General features: G+C 58.8%; 13 protein-coding genes. 4 read left to right on the plus strand and 9 right to left on the minus strand.

The window, feature by feature from the left end:
* Window positions 1–47 precede the first annotated feature (47 nt).
* From gcvH to LOC68_RS21200, 7 genes are all read right to left on the minus strand, one after another.
* The gene (gcvH, locus tag LOC68_RS21170; protein ID WP_230222437.1) at window positions 48–443 is read right to left on the minus strand and encodes a glycine cleavage system protein GcvH; all 396 of its coding nucleotides are present in this window, start codon (window positions 441–443) and stop codon (window positions 48–50) included.
* A gap of 27 nt (window positions 444–470) precedes the next feature.
* Window positions 471–1,574, minus strand: a complete 1,104-nt coding sequence (gene gcvT, locus LOC68_RS21175) for a glycine cleavage system aminomethyltransferase GcvT (RefSeq protein WP_230222439.1) — start codon at window positions 1,572–1,574, stop codon at window positions 471–473.
* Window positions 1,575–1,932: 358 nt separating this feature from the next.
* Window positions 1,933–2,892: a bestrophin family protein gene (locus LOC68_RS21180; RefSeq protein ID WP_255670778.1), complete on the minus strand. Its 960-nt coding sequence runs from the start codon at window positions 2,890–2,892 to the stop codon at window positions 1,933–1,935.
* Between the two features lie 173 nt (window positions 2,893–3,065).
* A complete protein-coding gene (locus LOC68_RS21185; RefSeq protein WP_230222442.1) occupies window positions 3,066–5,528 on the minus strand; it encodes a protein kinase domain-containing protein in 2,463 nt (820 codons plus the stop codon).
* Window positions 5,529–5,743: 215 nt separating this feature from the next.
* Window positions 5,744–7,558 (minus strand): DUF1559 family PulG-like putative transporter, encoded by a 1,815-nt coding sequence (locus LOC68_RS21190; RefSeq protein WP_230222445.1) that lies wholly within the window; start codon window positions 7,556–7,558, stop codon window positions 5,744–5,746.
* Between the two features lie 118 nt (window positions 7,559–7,676).
* A complete protein-coding gene (locus tag LOC68_RS21195; protein WP_230222446.1) occupies window positions 7,677–9,239 on the minus strand; it encodes a DUF1559 family PulG-like putative transporter in 1,563 nt (520 codons plus the stop codon).
* 147 nt (window positions 9,240–9,386) lie between these two features.
* Window positions 9,387–10,847 (minus strand): hypothetical protein, encoded by a 1,461-nt coding sequence (locus tag LOC68_RS21200; RefSeq protein ID WP_230222448.1) that lies wholly within the window; start codon window positions 10,845–10,847, stop codon window positions 9,387–9,389.
* 295 nt (window positions 10,848–11,142) lie between these two features.
* Between LOC68_RS21200 and LOC68_RS21205 the strand changes: the two genes are divergently transcribed.
* From LOC68_RS21205 to LOC68_RS21215, 3 genes are all read left to right on the plus strand, one after another.
* Window positions 11,143–11,751 carry a superoxide dismutase gene (locus tag LOC68_RS21205; RefSeq protein ID WP_230222450.1) on the plus strand — a complete coding sequence of 203 codons (609 nt, stop codon included), beginning with the start codon at window positions 11,143–11,145 and terminating at the stop codon, window positions 11,749–11,751.
* Window positions 11,752–12,093: 342 nt separating this feature from the next.
* Window positions 12,094–13,152 carry a hypothetical protein gene (locus tag LOC68_RS21210; RefSeq protein ID WP_230222452.1) on the plus strand — a complete coding sequence of 353 codons (1,059 nt, stop codon included), beginning with the start codon at window positions 12,094–12,096 and terminating at the stop codon, window positions 13,150–13,152.
* Between the two features lie 328 nt (window positions 13,153–13,480).
* Window positions 13,481–14,158, plus strand: a complete 678-nt coding sequence (locus LOC68_RS21215; RefSeq protein WP_230222454.1) for a carbonic anhydrase — start codon at window positions 13,481–13,483, stop codon at window positions 14,156–14,158.
* A gap of 113 nt (window positions 14,159–14,271) precedes the next feature.
* Here the strand turns inward: LOC68_RS21215 and LOC68_RS21220 are convergent, their stop codons facing one another.
* Complete coding sequence (locus LOC68_RS21220) at window positions 14,272–14,490, minus strand: hypothetical protein (RefSeq protein WP_230222455.1); 219 nt, start codon at window positions 14,488–14,490, stop codon at window positions 14,272–14,274.
* A 135-nt stretch (window positions 14,491–14,625) separates the two neighbouring features.
* The gene (locus LOC68_RS21225) at window positions 14,626–14,952 is read right to left on the minus strand and encodes a DUF6793 family protein (RefSeq protein ID WP_230222457.1); all 327 of its coding nucleotides are present in this window, start codon (window positions 14,950–14,952) and stop codon (window positions 14,626–14,628) included.
* Window positions 14,953–15,299: 347 nt separating this feature from the next.
* Here LOC68_RS21225 and LOC68_RS21230 point away from each other — a divergent pair, with 347 nt between their 5' ends.
* A complete protein-coding gene (locus tag LOC68_RS21230) occupies window positions 15,300–16,136 on the plus strand; it encodes a tetratricopeptide repeat protein (protein WP_230222459.1) in 837 nt (278 codons plus the stop codon).
* Window positions 16,137–16,156: the final 20 nt, after the last annotated feature.

Raw genomic sequence — 16,156 nt, forward strand, 5'->3', positions numbered from 1 at the left:
GCTTCGTCATCCAACTAGGCGGCGCTGGCGATCGCGACAGGGAAGGACTAGCCTTCTTCCTGGCACTGCTTTTCGTAGGCGGACTGATCCAGCAAGTTGGCCAGGCCGCTTTCATCCGTGATCTTGATTTTGGCGATCCATCCGCCGATGTAGGGATCGTCGTTGAGCGATTCCAGCTTGTTCGGCAATTCTTCGTTCACGGCGATCACTTCGCCGCTGACCGGAGCGTAAACGTCGCTCACCGCTTTGACCGATTCGATTTCGCCGAACGGCTGGCCGGCGGTGACCTGAGCGCCCACTTTCGGCAGTTCCAGGTAAACCAGGTCGGTCAGCGCTTCGATCGCGAAGGCGCTAATGCCGACGGTCGCCACTTTGCCGCCGTCTTGTTCTTCGACGAAGGCCCATTCGTGCGTTTTCGCATAGAGCAATTGAGAGGGGTCCACGTTGAGCGTCTCCTGAAAATTCTTTTTTTAGGTGCGAGGACGTGAGTAAAAGGGAAGCGGCGCGACTTCGGCCGTAATTCTTTTACCGCGAATATCGATTTCTACCGATGTGCCGGTGACCGCAATGCTCGGATCAACGTAACCCATTGCGATCGGCTGATTGAGGGTGGGCGAGAAAGTGCCGCTGGTCACATCGCCGACTTGTTTGTCGCCGATGTGAATCGTGCAGTGTTCGCGCGGAACGCGGCGATCGCAGCAGGTCAGTCCGACCCGGACCATCTTCGGCGCCATATCGCGGGCCGCTTCGATCCGGTCTTTGCCGATGAAGTCATGGTCGAACGAAACGCCGAAGGCCAAGCCGGCCGTGATCGGGTCGATCGATTCCAACAGTTCATGTCCGTACAAGGGCATCGCCGCTTCCAGGCGGAGCGTGTCGCGTGCGCCCAAGCCGCAAGGCAAGCCGCCAACCGGCTTGGCCGCTTCCAGGATTTTGTCCCAGATCGCGGTCGCCGCGGCGGCCGGCACGGTCACTTCGACGCCGTCTTCGCCGGTGTAGCCGGTGCGGCTGATCAAAGCGGGCTCGCCGCAGAGGGTTCCCAGGGCGCCCGAGTAGTATTTCAGTTCGCCGATCGCGACGTCGCACAGCGGCTGGACCGCGGCGATCGCCTTTGGGCCTTGCACCGCGATCATCGCCGTTTCAAGCGTATGGTCGGTGAAGACGACCCCTTCGGCGGGGAGATGCTTTTCGATCCAAGCGGCGATTTTCTCGCGATTTCCGGCGTTTACGACCAACCAGAAGTATTGCTGGTCCCCTGCGCCAAGGTTGTAAATCAAGACGTCGTCAAGGATTCCGCCTTCTTCGTTACAGACCAGGCTGTAGCGGATCTTCCCCATCGGGACGACCGAAGCTTTACGCGTGAGCAGCTTGTCGAGAAACTCGCCGGCGCCGGGCCCATCAAAGCGAAAGCGGGCCATGTGGGAGACGTCAAACAGGCCAACCGCGTTACGGGTAGCGTTGTGTTCGTCAATGATCGAAGAATATTGGACCGGCATTTCCCAGCCGCCGAAGTCGACCAGTCGGCCGCCTGCGGCGTGGTGCCAATCATTTAGAGGCGTTTTGGCGAGCGTCATCTTGCTCCAGGGTGGTTTGAGACCAATGGTTTTCCGCAGGAAACAAGGCAGCTGGGCCCCGGCGAAGAGCGCAAGTTCCGATTGCGCACGGCCAGATCGCTCGCCGATCGCAGGTTTTGCGACCGAAGAGGGAAGGCGCCAGGCGTCGTGCTCTGGGATGAGAGCGACGCTCGACAATGCTCAGATGCCAATTAGCGAAAGATCAACAGTACTGGCAAATTGTAACCCACTGCGCGGCCAGTGCTAGGGGCGAAGTGGTGTGTGGTTTGCCGTTCTTTTTTGGGAGCGAAACGCCCAATAGGCGAAAAACCGCACGCTCTGCGCAAGGAAACGCCCAGGGCGCGACGCGATTATTGATTTATATCAACAAATGATCCACCGGTTGAATCGGTGCGGGGATTTCTTCTTGGGGATCGGCCGAAAGTTGGCGGATGTTGATTTCGATCATCGTCGTCAGTTGCAATAGCGGCAGGTCGTTGTCGTCCGTGCTGAACGGCTGTTCGATTTCGTCGCCCACGGCGTCGAGGCCAAGAAACGCATAGGCGGTCAGCGCGACTACGAGCGGAGTGAACCATTGAGCGGTGTCATGCAGTCCGCAAGGCAAGGCCAAGCAGTAGAGCAAAACGGTCCGGTGAGTCAGGACGCTATAGGTGAACGGAATCGGCGTGCTCTTGATTCGCTCGCACCCCCCTTGGATCGCAAGCATCTCGGTCAGGTTCTGATGGATCAGCGGGACATGAAAGACGTTGAGACGTCCGCTGCGCCATGCGTGATTGATGCACCTGGCGATGCGATCGGCGATGGCGGCTGGGACGTTGTCCTGCGCCAGGTAAGCGTCCGCTTCGGCGTCGTTCTGTAAACGTTTGCGCAATTCGTCGCTTGGATCGGTTTCGCGGAGTCGATGACGGAACGCGTGGATGTAGGCGATGATCAGCGACTCAAGCCGGCGCTGATCCGGCGCGGGCTTCCAGGGGCCGTCTGGATCGCTAGGCGCATTCTCATCGCCGATCAATGTATTGATCTGCATCGTGAAACTGCGGCAGACATTGACCATTCGCCCCCACAGCTTGCGACCTTCCCAATAGCGATCGTAGGCGGCGTTGTTGCGGAAGCCGAGAAAAATCGCGAGCGCCAAACCGACCACCGTAAATGGCGCCATCCCCAGCGTGAGCTTGTGCTCTGGGAACATCATCGCGATCGTGGTTGTGAAAACTGAAAATCCGACCACGACGAACAACCGAGGCCACGTTCGATTCATGGTCGTTCCATGAATCGCAAAGATCATACGGATCCAGCTATCTTTTTCGGTGATGATCATCGGCGGTAGAAACCTTTAGGGAAGCGGACTCAGGCGTCGGCGCGACTTTGGACATTAAGGTAACCGACGACCTTGTCCGGCAACAAGCAAGCTGGGCCGTTTCGAACGCCGGAGCTTGCTCGAGATCGCCGATTTTCGACGAGAATCGGCGGGAAGGCGCCCGGAATCGGGACTTACTGCGTCGGTTTCGGCTCACGCACGAAGACGTTGCGAACCGCCAGGTTCGAGAGAATCGGACAGCCCAATCCGAAACCGCCGGTTTGGGCCGGGGGATCGTCGGCCACGTAGTCGACCGTTACCGCGCCGTTCACGCGAATCTGAATTCGGTTGTCGACGGCGATAATTTCGAGCGTGTACCATTGCCCAGGATCGATTCGCGGCCCCGGCACGGCGGCCTTGGCTACACGTTGATCGCCGACCTGAAACACGTCTTCGTAGAGACTGCCGATTCCCCAGCCGTCTGGATTGTCGAGCGCATCAGGATCGGGATTGGGGACGCCGTATCCACGGCGAGCGCCATGCTCCCAAGTCTTGTTGTGACGGAAATAGACCCAAGTTCTGCCGCGCTGTCCGGCCAGGACCTCGCAGCGAAAATGAAAATCGCCGTAGTCGGTCCGCTCGGTGAAGATCGCGCCTCCTTGGCTCGGGCGATAGCCGCTGTTCGCGCCTCGCATCGAAAGCTTATCAATCGTCCACTTGATCGAATTGGGGTTGCGCTTTTCCCACCCGCTGAAGTCCTTGTCATTGAACATCGGCGTCCACGGACCAAGGTTGAGTCCGGCGAGCAGATCAACCGGCTGCTCAACTTGTGCGGCGGTTGCTGGCGCTGGTTCCGGAATCGTCGGAGTAGGCGCACTCTCCCAAGAGACGCGGACGCGCGACTCGGTTCCGCTGGTAATCGTTAACTCGCTGACGCTGGTCTTAATGCCGCTGCTCGTCTCCAAGGCGAAATTGTATTGGCCCGGCGCGATCGGCCGCTTCGCCTCTTCGCTATCGAGCGTGATCGTCGTTTTCTCTAGCGTATTTTCGTTGACGAGGACGAGCTGTTTATCGCGCAGGTGGGCGACGAAATCCTCCCCTTCCATTTCGACGATCAACGTGCCGTTGGGAGTCGAAATGCGAAACAAGAGGCCGGACCCGTAGGCGATCAGACCGCAGAGCAATAGTCCGACCAAGATCGCGCCGCCGTAAAAGAAACTGCCGCGGCCGACGCGGGCTCGCCGGGAAGGTTTCTTCAGCGGATCGATCGAGATGATCTTGACTCCTTCAATCAGCCCCGGCGAGTTGAGCGTTTCCAGGAAGTTGCTCGGCGACGTGTCGGAGTCCGCTTCTTCGCCGACCGGTAACGGGGGAGGCGCGGCGTCGCTGACTTGCGGCGAGAGGGCTTGCAAGTCGGCGGCCAACTCGGCGGCGCTGGCGTAACGCTGTTCGGGAAGTTTCGCCAGGCACTTCTGGTAGATCGCTTCGAGCTGGGGCGGCACGTCGTCGCGGAGATCGGTTAGCTTTGGGGGCGACTTCTCGCGATGTCCGAGCAGTTTCTGCATCAGCGTCTCGCCGGCGAAGGGAGGTTTGCCGGTCAAGAGAAAGTAGAGCGTACAGCCCAAGCTATAGAGGTCGGCTTGCGAGGTGACCGACTTGGTGTCGACCGCTTGTTCCGGCGCCATAAAGTCGACCGTTCCCATGATCGAGCCGTGACGCGTCAGTCCGTCCTCCTCTTTTTCGTCTTCGGCATTTCCTCCTTCGAGCGCCGCAACCGAATCAAGCCGCGCGATTCCCATGTCGAGGATTTTGACGACCCCTTGATCGTCGAGCAGTAAGTTCGCCGGTTTGATGTCGCGATGAACCAGGCCGACGCCGTGTGCGTATTGCAGACCTTGCGCCGCTTGCATTATATAGTCGACCGCTTTGGCGACGGAGAGAGGGCCAGACTTCCGCACGACCGAGTTGAGATCGCGACCGGCGACATACTCCATCACAAAGAAGTAGAGCCCTTCGGCTTCGTCGGCGTCGTAAGCGGTGACGATGTTCGGGTGTCGCAGTTGGGCGGCGACTTGCATCTCTTGCAGGAAGCGATCGAGCGCGTTTCCTTTTTCGGTCGATGCGCGAGGAAGAATCTTGAGGGCGACGTCGCGTCCCATCATGCTGTGCCGCGCTTTGTAAACTTGCCCCATCCCGCCTTCACCGATCTTGTCAAGGATCACGTAGCGATCGAGCTTCAAGCCGCGCGTTTTGCCATGCGAGATCGAGCGAACTTGAAACCGGGTCAGCAGATCCTTTTCCAGCAAGATCGCTGCAAGTTGATGGGCAGATTTGATTCCATGCGCGCGGAGCAACTCTTCGATCTTATCGGCCGGGACGATGTCGGCGGTCGTCAGCCGGGTCTGAAACTTCTGCAGGCTCAGGTCGGCTGGCGTGAGGAGCGCAGAGCGTAAGACCGGCAGCGGCGGCAGATGCAGTTCTTCGGCCGGCGTCGTTCCGCTATCAAGCCGAGCGATCTTCTGCAGCGAAGCGATATGTTTTCGCAGTTGCATCGCGAGCGACGCGTCTCCCCCAGCGAGCGCAGTCAGGTCGGTCGGCTTCCCCGCAGAGGTCGCCTCTTCCCATTGAGCCAGCAAATCGAGGAGTTGGTCATCCATTTAGGACAGATCTCGCCTGGGGCGATCGGGGGCCGGGTAACTGGCCAGCGGTCATTGTAGTCGAGCGATGTCAGCGTCGCATGTTAGGGATAGCGAGCGGCGGGGCGAGAACTGGACACCGATTTTATCCGTTGCCGTCCACCCTTCGGCATTCCGTAAAAAAAGCCGCAGTCCAACAGGAGTGCGGCTTGGAGTGGTTCTAGAAAGAGGGGCGTCTATTCGACGTCATCCCAATTAATCGGATTTCCATCGTTCCGTTCAATCAGATGTCGCATCGTTTCCGGCTTCATCTTTTTGGCGGAAAACTGATGAACGCTGCCATCGACCAGGGCCGCTTCAAACGTTCCTTCCGGATTGAGGTTGTCGAGCCCGCGGAACGGGTTCTGGGGATCGTAGTCCCATTCGTCCGGCTTGGTCCAAATGACGGCGTTCTCTGGCGACACGTTCAAGATCATGATCGTGTTGGAGGTGCCGTCGGTGAAGTCTTGGAAACCAAACGCCTCACCACGATGAAAGAACGCCTTTTCGCCGGACGGCACGACGTAGGTCGTTTTGGTCGGATCGTCCGAGCGATTGTTTGGATCAACAAAGATCTCCGGCATCATCTCGACCAGTTTGATGTTGTGCTCGCTATCCCACGGTTCGTCCAAGTGGAACTGTTCGTAGAGGTTGTTGTATTCGAGATAGGGAAGCAGGTGAACGCGCCATGACAGACCCGTCTCTTTGGTGAACGTCCCGTCCGGAAGTTTCCGCGTCGGGGGAGGGAACTTCAGATACGTATCCGCGAAGTTGTGAAATCCCAGAGCGAACTGCTTCAGGTTGTTACGGGATCGCGCCTTCTCTGCGGCGGCCCGAGCGGACGCCGCGGCGGCGGCAATCGCCGGTTCGAGCGTCGTGCGGAGCTGGGTGATCTGCTCATTGTTCAGCGAAACGCTCAGTTGATTCTCGTTCATCTTAGGCATGATGGCGCTACGGACCATTTCGAGAATCGGCGCAGGAAGTTTGATCGGCAGGGTCTCGGGCCTGGTCATCAGATCGACCCAGTCATGCAATTCCTTCGCGTCTTCCGCGGTCTTCGTATCGACGATGAGATTGAACTTGGCGCTGTCGGCGTAGGCGAAGCCGAGGCCGCCGAAGTTCACTTTGTCGAGATAATATTTGGCGATTTGACCGCCGGGGACGGCTCCTTCTTCGAGCAACGCCTCGCGGTTTTTGTCATTAAGTAGAGCGATAAACTGCACCGGCGCCGGGCCGATCGCCGCGACCGCCGCTTCCAACTTCGACGTATCGGCAGGCTCTTGAGTGGCGATGCGAATTGCGTTTTCTTCCTGCATCGCCATCGCAACCCATTCGCCGCGCCGCGGCAGGGCCTGCTTCAAAACTTCCGGCGGCAGCTGGGCGGCGAAATCGCCCATGATCACCTTGACCAGCTCGACGTCGGAGATGGCGTCGGTCGTATGGAAGACCGGGGTGGTCGCCTTTTCGGTATAGACGTCGCCGTCTTCGGTTTTGACTTCGAGCAGATGGAAGATAAACGCCATCTCCGAAACCCCTTTGGCGAACTCGGGGCTATTGAGCACGTTGACGACCGTTTCCTCTTCCATAAAGCCTTCGTCGACGCCGGCCTTTTTCACCTCTTCGACGATCGCCAGAAGGTCGGGATTCGGCCAATTGATCCGAATGACGGCGACCGTCGTGTCGTCCAGAAACGGGGCGAGGTCCTTCGCCCAAGTCGGCGAAGTGGCGGCGGCCGGCACGTTCGGTTGAGCGGCCGGGACGCTGGGCTGCGGCGCCGGCTTCTTGGGATCTTCCGTCGGAATCGCCGGCACGTTCGCCATTTCATTCCCGTCGGTGGTCGGCGGGGTGGTGAACGGAGAATCAAGCGGCGCTGTCGTGTCGGGCGCCGGCTTGGCGAGCGGCGTCAGTTTCGTTTCGACCGGCTCGGGGGGAGCTTGAGCGACCGGTTTGGATTCGGAGCAGCCGACAACTAGGAGCAGCGCCCCGAGTAGCGGCAGAAAGGTGCGTGGCATCTTTCAGATCCTTGAAGGAATGATGATAGGGGTGGTAGAGGAGCCCCCATCCTACCGGATCGAAATTGCACCGACAAATTGAAAGGGAGCGAATCGTTAACGACGAAGCGGGCCGCGTTTAGAAGGGAGGTTCCATCTCTTCGATGTAATTGCCATCATTCCGCTCGATGTAATTTTTCATGTCCTCCGCTCCAATCGCCGTGGTGAGCCACCGGACGCTGCCATCGGCGAACAAGGCCATGAACGCCCCTTTGTCGTCGACGGCGAGGCCTTGGAACGGCTTCTGCGGATCGAACTGCCAATCGTCCGGCTTGGTCCAGACGACGGCCGCTTCAGGCGTAGTGCGAACAGCCATAATGGTGTTGGAGGTTCCGTCCGTGAAATCTTGAAAGCCGAGACTCTTGCCGTCGCCGGTAGAAAATGCGTTCTTCCCTTGCGGAACGACGTAGGTGGTCAACGTCGGATCCTTCAAGTTCACTCCGGGCGCCTGATAAACCTCGGGCATGAACTTGGCCAGCTTCAGGTTGTGCTCGCTATCCCACGGTTCGTCGAGATGGAACTGATCGAAGAGCGCGTTTTGTTCGAGATAGGGGAGCAGGTAGACGCGCCACGATAGGAGCGGCTTGCCATCTTGGTCTTTCGGGAACTGAGCTGGCGGAAATCGCTTGTAGGTATCGGCGAAGTTGTGAAACGCCAGACCGATCTGCTTCATGTTGACGATCGAATGGGCCTGCTGCGCGGCCTGCTGCGTTTGCGCGATCGCGGGGGCGAGCAACTGCCCGATCTGTTGCAGATCGTTTTGCTCCAGCATCAGGGCCAAGCGGTCGCCTGACTGTTTCGGCACGTACGACTTGAACGCCGCCGCAATCAGGCTGGCGAGCGGATTGCTCAAATTGCCCGGCGTCGTCAACGCTTCCAGCCAATCGTGCGCTTCGGCGGCGTCTTCCTCGTTGCGGAACTGCAGCGCCAAGCGAAGTTGCGGCTCAGGCGCCCATTGAACGCCGGCGATGGCGAATTGCATTTTCGACGAGTAATAGAGCAAGACCGAATTGCTCGGCAACTCCTCGCTCATCGAATAGATGGTGTCGCCGGTCATCATCCCGATCAGTTGAATCGGATCGTCGGCCAACAGATCGGCCGCCTTGGCGAGCTTGGCCGGAGCGAACGGAAGTTGTTCGTTCAGCCGTTCGGTCAGTTCCTCGGAAGCAGTCACCGCGAGCCAATTTCCCTTTTGAATGGAGAAGAGTTCCATGAGCTCTTCATCCGCTTCATCTTCTCCCAGAACGCTGGCGACAAGCTTGTCGGCGGAAATTTTTCCGTTCATCCGGAGCAATGCGAACGTCTCCGGCGCTGCGTCATATTCGTTGGAGGCTTGGATAAGGAACGTCATTTCCGAGACGCCGTCGACGATGGGGCGTTCGGCCAATAGATCCCCGAGCGGAAAGTCGCCAAAGTTCAGTTTCTCGGCGCCCCACTGCTGAACTTCGCTAAGTCGATTTTCGGCCGTCAGCTTGTCGATCTGGACGCGTGCGACCAGCATTACTTCCGGGGAGAGAAACGGCGCGATCTCTTTAACGAACGTCTTGCCGGCCGATTCTGCCGGAGAAGTTTGTTGGGCCACAAGAGCGGACGAGATCAACAAGAGCGATAGAAGGCCAAGTGCGGCGCTGCGGCGAAGCATGCGATTTTCCTCGACGAGATGCGAACAGAGAGAGGGAGAGGAACTATCCCCTCTATCGTAGAGCATACGGCGCGCGAGTCTCAAGAAACCGCCGAAAGATTGGGACGAAAATTAAAAGGTTCGCCCCTTTTTCTTATCGAAATTCGCTTATGCGGCGGCGCGGCGCTGCACGGTCGTCGCTTCGGCCGGCGTGTCGCGAAGAATGCGGTCGAGCAGTTCGGCGCCACTCCAGTCGCCGGTCATTTCGCGGAAGTAGCGAGTCCACTCGAGCAATTGACGATGATAGGCGGCCGCTTGCATCAAGTAACGCCGATCTCCACGCTCGAGCGCCATGTGGATCGTCAGCAGATTGAGTACGTCGGGATCGTTGAAGTAGCTGGTATGGACGAGCTCTTCGCCGGATAGTTCTGAGTTGAAAGCGGCGAGGCCGGCCATCAATGTCTTTTGACCCAGCAGCGCTCGCAGCTTCGGCGCGATGTCTTTCGACTTAGCGTTGGCCCGCTCAGTGATGCGCTGCGCGATGAAGTAGGGGAGGGCAGGGATGCTGTTGACTTCGGAGTCGCCGATTGGCGCGGTCGAGACGTTGCAGAGTTCGGCCGAAGGGCGATTGTTCCCTTGGACCGCTTTGCTGACGTACTGCCGGACGAAGTGATTGAGGATCGGCCGGACGATGTAATTGAAGGTCGGCGCCACGGTCCAGTAATACGGGATCCAGAGGAAGCCGAGATAGTCGGAGACGAAGATTCGGTCGGCGGCGCTTACCTTGCCGACGAAGGTGATGTCCAAGTGAAGCGTTGTGCGGAGGCCATTGATCGCTTCGTCGTCGGGAGACCAGACGCCGAGCCAGCAGCGACCATATTCCTGGATCACGCGTTGCTCGGCATGCAACTCTTGGCGGATGCGTCGCGATTCGATGACAGGGCCGATGAAAAAGCTTGCGAGCTGCGCGAAGACGAAGAACATCACGATGACGCCGGCGATCGCCAACCAGCCAAGATGGTCGTACATCAAGTAGTCCAACAAGTTGACGTCGCGGCCGAGGATCTCGACTTGGGTCTTGGCGTAATGATCTGGATGGAAGATGGCGCAGTGAAGGACGCTGAAGATCTGATGGAGCGATTGTCGCGCGTGGCTGAGGAAAAAGAGCCCGGCGATAATGTTGATCGCATTGGCGATGCTGATTGGATTGACGGTCCGGTGACGCAAAAAAGGGGTACCAACCGTTGACCATGTGCGCAAATTGTCGAGCGGGATGTCGTCGACGGTCGCTTGCCGCAGCGCCATCCAGATGATCGAGCCGCCATGGCTGTGCCCGACCAGGTGGTAGCCTTGCCCCGCGTTTTCAAACTGCTGCAAGTAGTCGAGCAGCGCTTTGGCGCCTTTCAGCCGTTCGCGTTCATTATTTTCGCCGGACCAGTGAAATAAACGCCCTTCTTCCTGGAGCGTAACTCCGTCAGGAAGACGGTTTTCCAGCTCGTCCCAGACTTCGCTGCCCCGTTGCCAGAATGCGTCCCCCTCTTCATGCTCGCGCCCAGCGAAGGTGCCGTGCACCAGGATGACGACATCCTGGGGAGTCGTAGGAGGGGTATGGACCTTAAGCTCGGACATGCAAGTACGCCTGGATGAACGCGACAGTCGGCACGCGAAAAAACGCCGCGAGAGGGTAGGGAAAGCTTCCCGGAGAATCAAGACGAATCCCTGCCTCTGAGCCAAAAGCTAATCGGCCCGGCGGCGCTGCATTTGATTTGGCGTCGTGGGCTTCTAGGATTCCTGCGGGCGATTGTGCCGACCCACGGTATGGGGTAGGCTACGCGTTGAAACGCTGGCGCCGGCAACGCAAGCAGGCGCCTTATCCATGAAGACTTAACGTATCCCGTTCAAAAGAAATAACGGAGAAGCAACCATGGCTTACACTCTGCCGGAATTGCCGTACGCGTACGACGCGCTTGAACCGTCGATCGACGCCAAGACGATGGAAATCCATCACACCAAGCATCATCAGGCCTACATCACCAAGGTCAATGACGCGATCAAAGGTACCGAGCTGGAAAGCAAGACGATCGAAGACCTGGTCTCGGATCTGTCGGCTGTGCCGGAAAACATCCGCGGCGCCGTCCGCAACAATGGCGGCGGTCACGCCAACCACTCGTTGTTCTGGACGATCATGAAGCCGGGCGGCGGCGGTACTCCGACCGGCGCGCTGGCTGCGGCGATCGACGCCGAACTAGGCGGTTTCGAGAAGTTCAAGGAAGCGTTCTCGAACGCCGCAGCGACTCGCTTTGGTTCGGGGTGGGCTTGGCTCGCCGTCGATGGCGGCAAGTTGGTGGTCGAAAGCACCGCGAACCAGGACACGCCGCTGATGGAAGGTCGTACGCCGATCCTCGGTCTCGACGTCTGGGAACACGCCTACTACCTGAACTATCAGAACCGTCGTCCCGACTACATTACGGCGTTCTTTAACGTCATCAACTGGGACGAAGTGGCCAAGCGTTACGCCGCCGCGACCGCCTAAGCTGCGGAAAGCTTCCAGAGACAAATCGAAGAGCCGTTCGCTATGCGAGCGGCTCTTTTTTGCTAGCAGCTTGCCGGTGATTTTTCTGACCTTGACCTTGTCCCGGCGTCTCCCTACTCTCCGTCCCCAGTCGGCGCAAAATGCGCGGTAAACTTTTCCGATAAAACGGGTCGAAATGGTTAATGAACCGCTCACAAGTAGGTCGACTCTAAAGTTTACACGGAGGTCGCCGTACATTTTCGGCTGACATATACCAAATCACTCAGGGACGAGGCCGCAGACGAGCACAGGGAAGTGCTTTCTGGTGCGATGCCGCCTCACAGAGCCAAAGGCGCGTGAGCAATGCGAGTGCGAATCGAAAAATGGACGCTTGGAGCGGCGCTGCTGGCCGCTGCTGTTCTTCCCTCTGTTGGCTGCAAGAGCGGCATGGGCTGGTGGGCGAGCAAGAAGGCTCCCGACGTTTCCAACGTCGCTACGTCGCAAGCTCCTCCCTATAACGCGACCGCCGCGGCCCCGTCGAGCACTTCGACGCCGGTTCCGAGCTCTGCGACGCTGGCCCGTAATTCCAACGGCAGCGTGACCCCGAACTACGCCGCCACGGCGGGCGCTTCGAGCGCTCCGAGCTACAGCGGCGTCTATCCCGGCATGACTTCGCCGACCGCTCCGCAGCAAGGGTTCTACGCTGCGTCGCAAGGCAGTCAGCCTGGTTCGACCTATCCGGCCGGCATGACGCAGCCGGTCAGCAATCCGTACGCTTCGCAAGGCGCCGCGGCCTACACCGCTTCGGCGGCCGGCACGTCGGGTTACCCGTCCAGCAGCTATCCGTCGAGCGGCTATTCGCAGCCGAGCACGACTTCGCCGAGCGGCTACGCTCAGCCGTCGACCGGTTATCCGACCAGCGGCGCCGTTCCGGCCAGCTACGCTCCGGCGACCGGTTCGCAATATCCGGCGACCGGCGGTTACCCGAGCACCGGCGGTTCGACCTACCCGTCGACCGGCGGCAGCAGCTATCCGAGCACCGGCGGTTCGACCTATCCGTCGACCGGCGGCAGCAGCTACCCGAGCACCGGCGGTTCGACTTACCCGTCGACCGGCAGCACCTATCAAGGCGCCAGCAGCGGCAGCTACAACAGCCCGGCCAGCTACTCGACTCCGACTCCGTCGACTGGTTCGACCCCGCACTATCGTCCGGGCGGCACCAGCGATTACGCTACGGCCGGTACGACCTCGACCGGATCGTATCCGTCGACCGGCAGCACCTACTCATCGGCGAGCAACTATCCGTCGACCAGCACCTCAAACTACCCGAGCACCAGCGGCTCGACCTACCCGTCGACGACCTATCCTTCGACCGGTACGACGGACGCCTCGAGCGGCTCGCGCTACTCGAGCGGCTACTAAGCCTCGCGTCGCTACGCAGATCAAAAGAAAGACCTCGCCAAGTGCGAGGTCTTTTTTTGCGCGCATGGGTAAGTTTCTCAGGGGGCGACATTGGATTGGTAACGCAAGAGATGATCCAATGACGCTTGCGGCCAGGCGATCGTCGATTCGTGAGCCGGCGAAGGGCCGATTGCAACGATTATACGTACGGGAAACCTCGCTCCCCCCGTCAAGCGTGAGCTAGGTTTGCTATGGTCTTACGCCCCTCGCGAACGAGACATCCATACACGACCTTATTGGAAAGCGATAATCCATGTGCGACCATCAATCGACGTCCCGTAGATCCTTTGTGAAATCGGTAGGCATGGCGGTCGGCGCCGCCAGCTTGAGCTCGTTCCGCTCCGCCTACGCCGCTGAAGAAGCGGCTCCGCAGACCCCGGACCAGATCTTGGCGGAGCTGAAGGCCGGGAACAAACGGTTCTCCAGCGGCAAAACGAATCTGTCGCCCCGTACGCCGGAGGACTTCGCGCGGGACGCCAAAGGCCAGGCTCCGCCGGCGATCGTCCTGGGATGCGCCGACTCGCGCGTTCCGCCCGAGATTGTGTTCGATCAACCGGTCGGCGATCTGTTTGTGCTCCGCGTCGCGGGTAACATCGTTGGTTCCGGTCCGATCCTGCTCGGCAGCATTGAGTTCGCGGTGGCCGAGTTGGGCGCTCGTTTGATCGTCGTTATGGGACACAGCTCGTGCGGAGCTTGCGCCGCGGCGATCGAACATATCGAGAACAATGACGCGTTGCCGGGAGCGATCGAAGGCATGGTCGATTACATTCGCCCGGTCGTTCGCCAGGTTCAAGGAAAGCCGGGTGACAAGCTGGTGAACGTCACCAAGGCGAACGCGATTTACAACGCCCAGAAGCTGGCGAAGCTGGGACCGATCTTGCCGGAACGCGTGAAGAACGGCTCGGTGAAAATGGTCGGCGCCTATTACGAATTGTCGACCGGTCAGGTCGAGTTCCTCGACGCGTAAATCGAGCTCATGTGGGGTCAACGAGTCCCCAAGAAACAACCGTGGCGCCAGGGGACAAAGCTGGCGCCTGTTGAAGCTCTAGATGTCGCTTTACGGTTTGCCGTCGTCGCCCCTTAGCGGGCGGCGGCGCATGAACCGAATTCGAGAATACGACACTTCAGGCCTTTGCTAGCAAGCTGCTGCAAAGCTTCTTCCGCGTCGTTGCGGGTGTTGTAGACGTCATGGCGATGCCAGAACATCTCTTTCGTATCGAAATACTGCACGCGAAAATGTCGAGGATCTCCGCCAGGGACGCTGACGGCGATTGTCGATTCTTGCCAATCGAGGCTCATAATAATCTCGCTCCGAAGTCCCCAAACTTACTCCGATGATATTTTCATCGAGTCCGGATGTAGTATCCGTTAAGTCAAAATGGGACAAGAGCGGTATTTCGTAGGTTCGCCCATTTACCAGCTGAGGCTTTGGGTTTACCAGCCGAGGACCATATTCGACTCGATCGCCTTGCGCGCCTTGTCGAGATCGGCCCCGGTTTCGTTCATGTACAAACGAATCGCGTGGACTTTGTCCCCTTCCGCTTTCGACAAGCAATCGCGCGCGACGAGACAAGGATCAACTCGCTGATCGGTCAGGCCGAGGGCCGCTTTAGAGATCACCCAGCTGTTGCGGGGACGTTTGGTGAGTCGAATTACGTCGTCGTTCGGATAGTTGTCATGCACGACGACCTTGGCCTGCGCTTCATCTTCGGCCCAGGTAATCAGAATGTGAGCGTTCGTCTCGATCTCGAACAGCGGCATGGCTGTCTCCTTTCCTCGAAAGAGCAAGTGGCCCAGACGGAACTACTGGAAAAAGATGGCGCGCCGCGAGAAGAAGGGCAAGCCGAGCACTCGCAAGCGTGCACCTGAACCGTAGAGCTGATCTTAAGCTCTGGCCGTCTTTGCAGCAACGGATTTCGGACCTGCGGCGACGTCGGAGCCCCAATTTCGCCGCAAAAAGAGAGAATGCGACCCTGGGAAGCGGCCGAAAGGGAGAGGTCCCATGGCCAGCGACCAGGGGGAATGTTACGGTTGATCAAGCGGCGGAATTGGCAAAGATTGTCGATCGACTCCTCGCGCGCCGCTTTCGCCGGCAGGATAAACACGTTGTGAAATCTCGACTTCCTCTCGTCCGCCTGTTGATCGTCAGCGCCATCGTCTTGGCGATCGTCTCGCAGTTTCTTCGCCCATCGCTGGTCGTCGGGTGGTATTGGGCTTCGGCGCTGGAAAAGCTGGAGGCCGGAGAGAATGATCAGGCGATCGAGCTCGGGCAGAAGGCGCTCGAATGGAGCGGCGATTCTCCGGAGATGCATCTCCGCATGGCGGAGCTTCTGTATCGCGCCGGACGCAACGAAGAAGCCCGCGAACTGCTAGAAAAATCAGACCAGGGCGCGTCCGAAGATTTATCTTATCTCGAAATGAAGAGCTTTCTCTTGTCGCGACTTGGCGATCATCAAGGATCGATCGCCGTGGCCGACAAGCTGATCGAGCAGGCGCAGGAAGGCAAGTTCCATCTTCATCGGGCGCTCAACATTCGCGCCTATTCGACGGCGCTTGCCTGGTCGGATGGCGCCGACTTGCCGAAAGAGTCGCTCGATCAAGCGCTGGAGGATATCGATCAAGCGATCAAGATCTACGGCGCCGAAGCTTCGTACCTCGACACGCGTGGATATGTGAAGCATTTCGCCGGCGACAATGAAGGAGGGCTGAATGATCTCAACATCGCAATTGAGATGTACGAAGCGTCGCTCGCCAAGGTCGAAGAGGAAGAAGAGGTTTGGGGAACGATGAAGGAAATGCGGATCAGGCAAATTCGGAGCGTGATCGGCGTCCTCTATCATCACCGGGGCGAAACGCTGCAGGCTCTTGGTCGTAATGACGAAGCCGAAAGCGATCTTAAGAAAGCCGACCAGATGGGATATAGCCGCCTGAAGGGACATTGGTAGTCCCTATCGGCGGCCTGGTT

Origin of the sequence: Blastopirellula sediminis (assembly GCF_020966755.1) — a bacterium.
Taxonomy (GTDB): Bacteria; Planctomycetota; Planctomycetia; order Pirellulales; family Pirellulaceae; genus Blastopirellula; species Blastopirellula sediminis.

Bases quoted from the DNA above. Each gene is read 5' to 3' on its own strand.
- gcvT (WP_230222439.1), bottom strand. From the start codon at position 1,574: ATGACGCTCGCCAAAACGCCTCTAAATGATTGGCACCACGCCGCAGGC.
- LOC68_RS21180 (WP_255670778.1), bottom strand. From the start codon at position 2,892: ATGATCATCACCGAAAAAGATAGCTGGATCCGTATGATCTTTGCGATT.
- LOC68_RS21185 (WP_230222442.1), bottom strand. From the start codon at position 5,528: ATGGATGACCAACTCCTCGATTTGCTGGCTCAATGGGAAGAGGCGACC.
- LOC68_RS21190 (WP_230222445.1), bottom strand. From the start codon at position 7,558: ATGCCACGCACCTTTCTGCCGCTACTCGGGGCGCTGCTCCTAGTTGTC.
- LOC68_RS21195 (WP_230222446.1), bottom strand. From the start codon at position 9,239: ATGCTTCGCCGCAGCGCCGCACTTGGCCTTCTATCGCTCTTGTTGATC.
- LOC68_RS21200 (WP_230222448.1), bottom strand. From the start codon at position 10,847: ATGTCCGAGCTTAAGGTCCATACCCCTCCTACGACTCCCCAGGATGTC.
- LOC68_RS21205 (WP_230222450.1), top strand. From the start codon at position 11,143: ATGGCTTACACTCTGCCGGAATTGCCGTACGCGTACGACGCGCTTGAA.
- LOC68_RS21210 (WP_230222452.1), top strand. From the start codon at position 12,094: ATGCGAGTGCGAATCGAAAAATGGACGCTTGGAGCGGCGCTGCTGGCC.
- LOC68_RS21220 (WP_230222455.1), bottom strand. From the start codon at position 14,490: ATGAGCCTCGATTGGCAAGAATCGACAATCGCCGTCAGCGTCCCTGGC.
- LOC68_RS21225 (WP_230222457.1), bottom strand. From the start codon at position 14,952: ATGCCGCTGTTCGAGATCGAGACGAACGCTCACATTCTGATTACCTGG.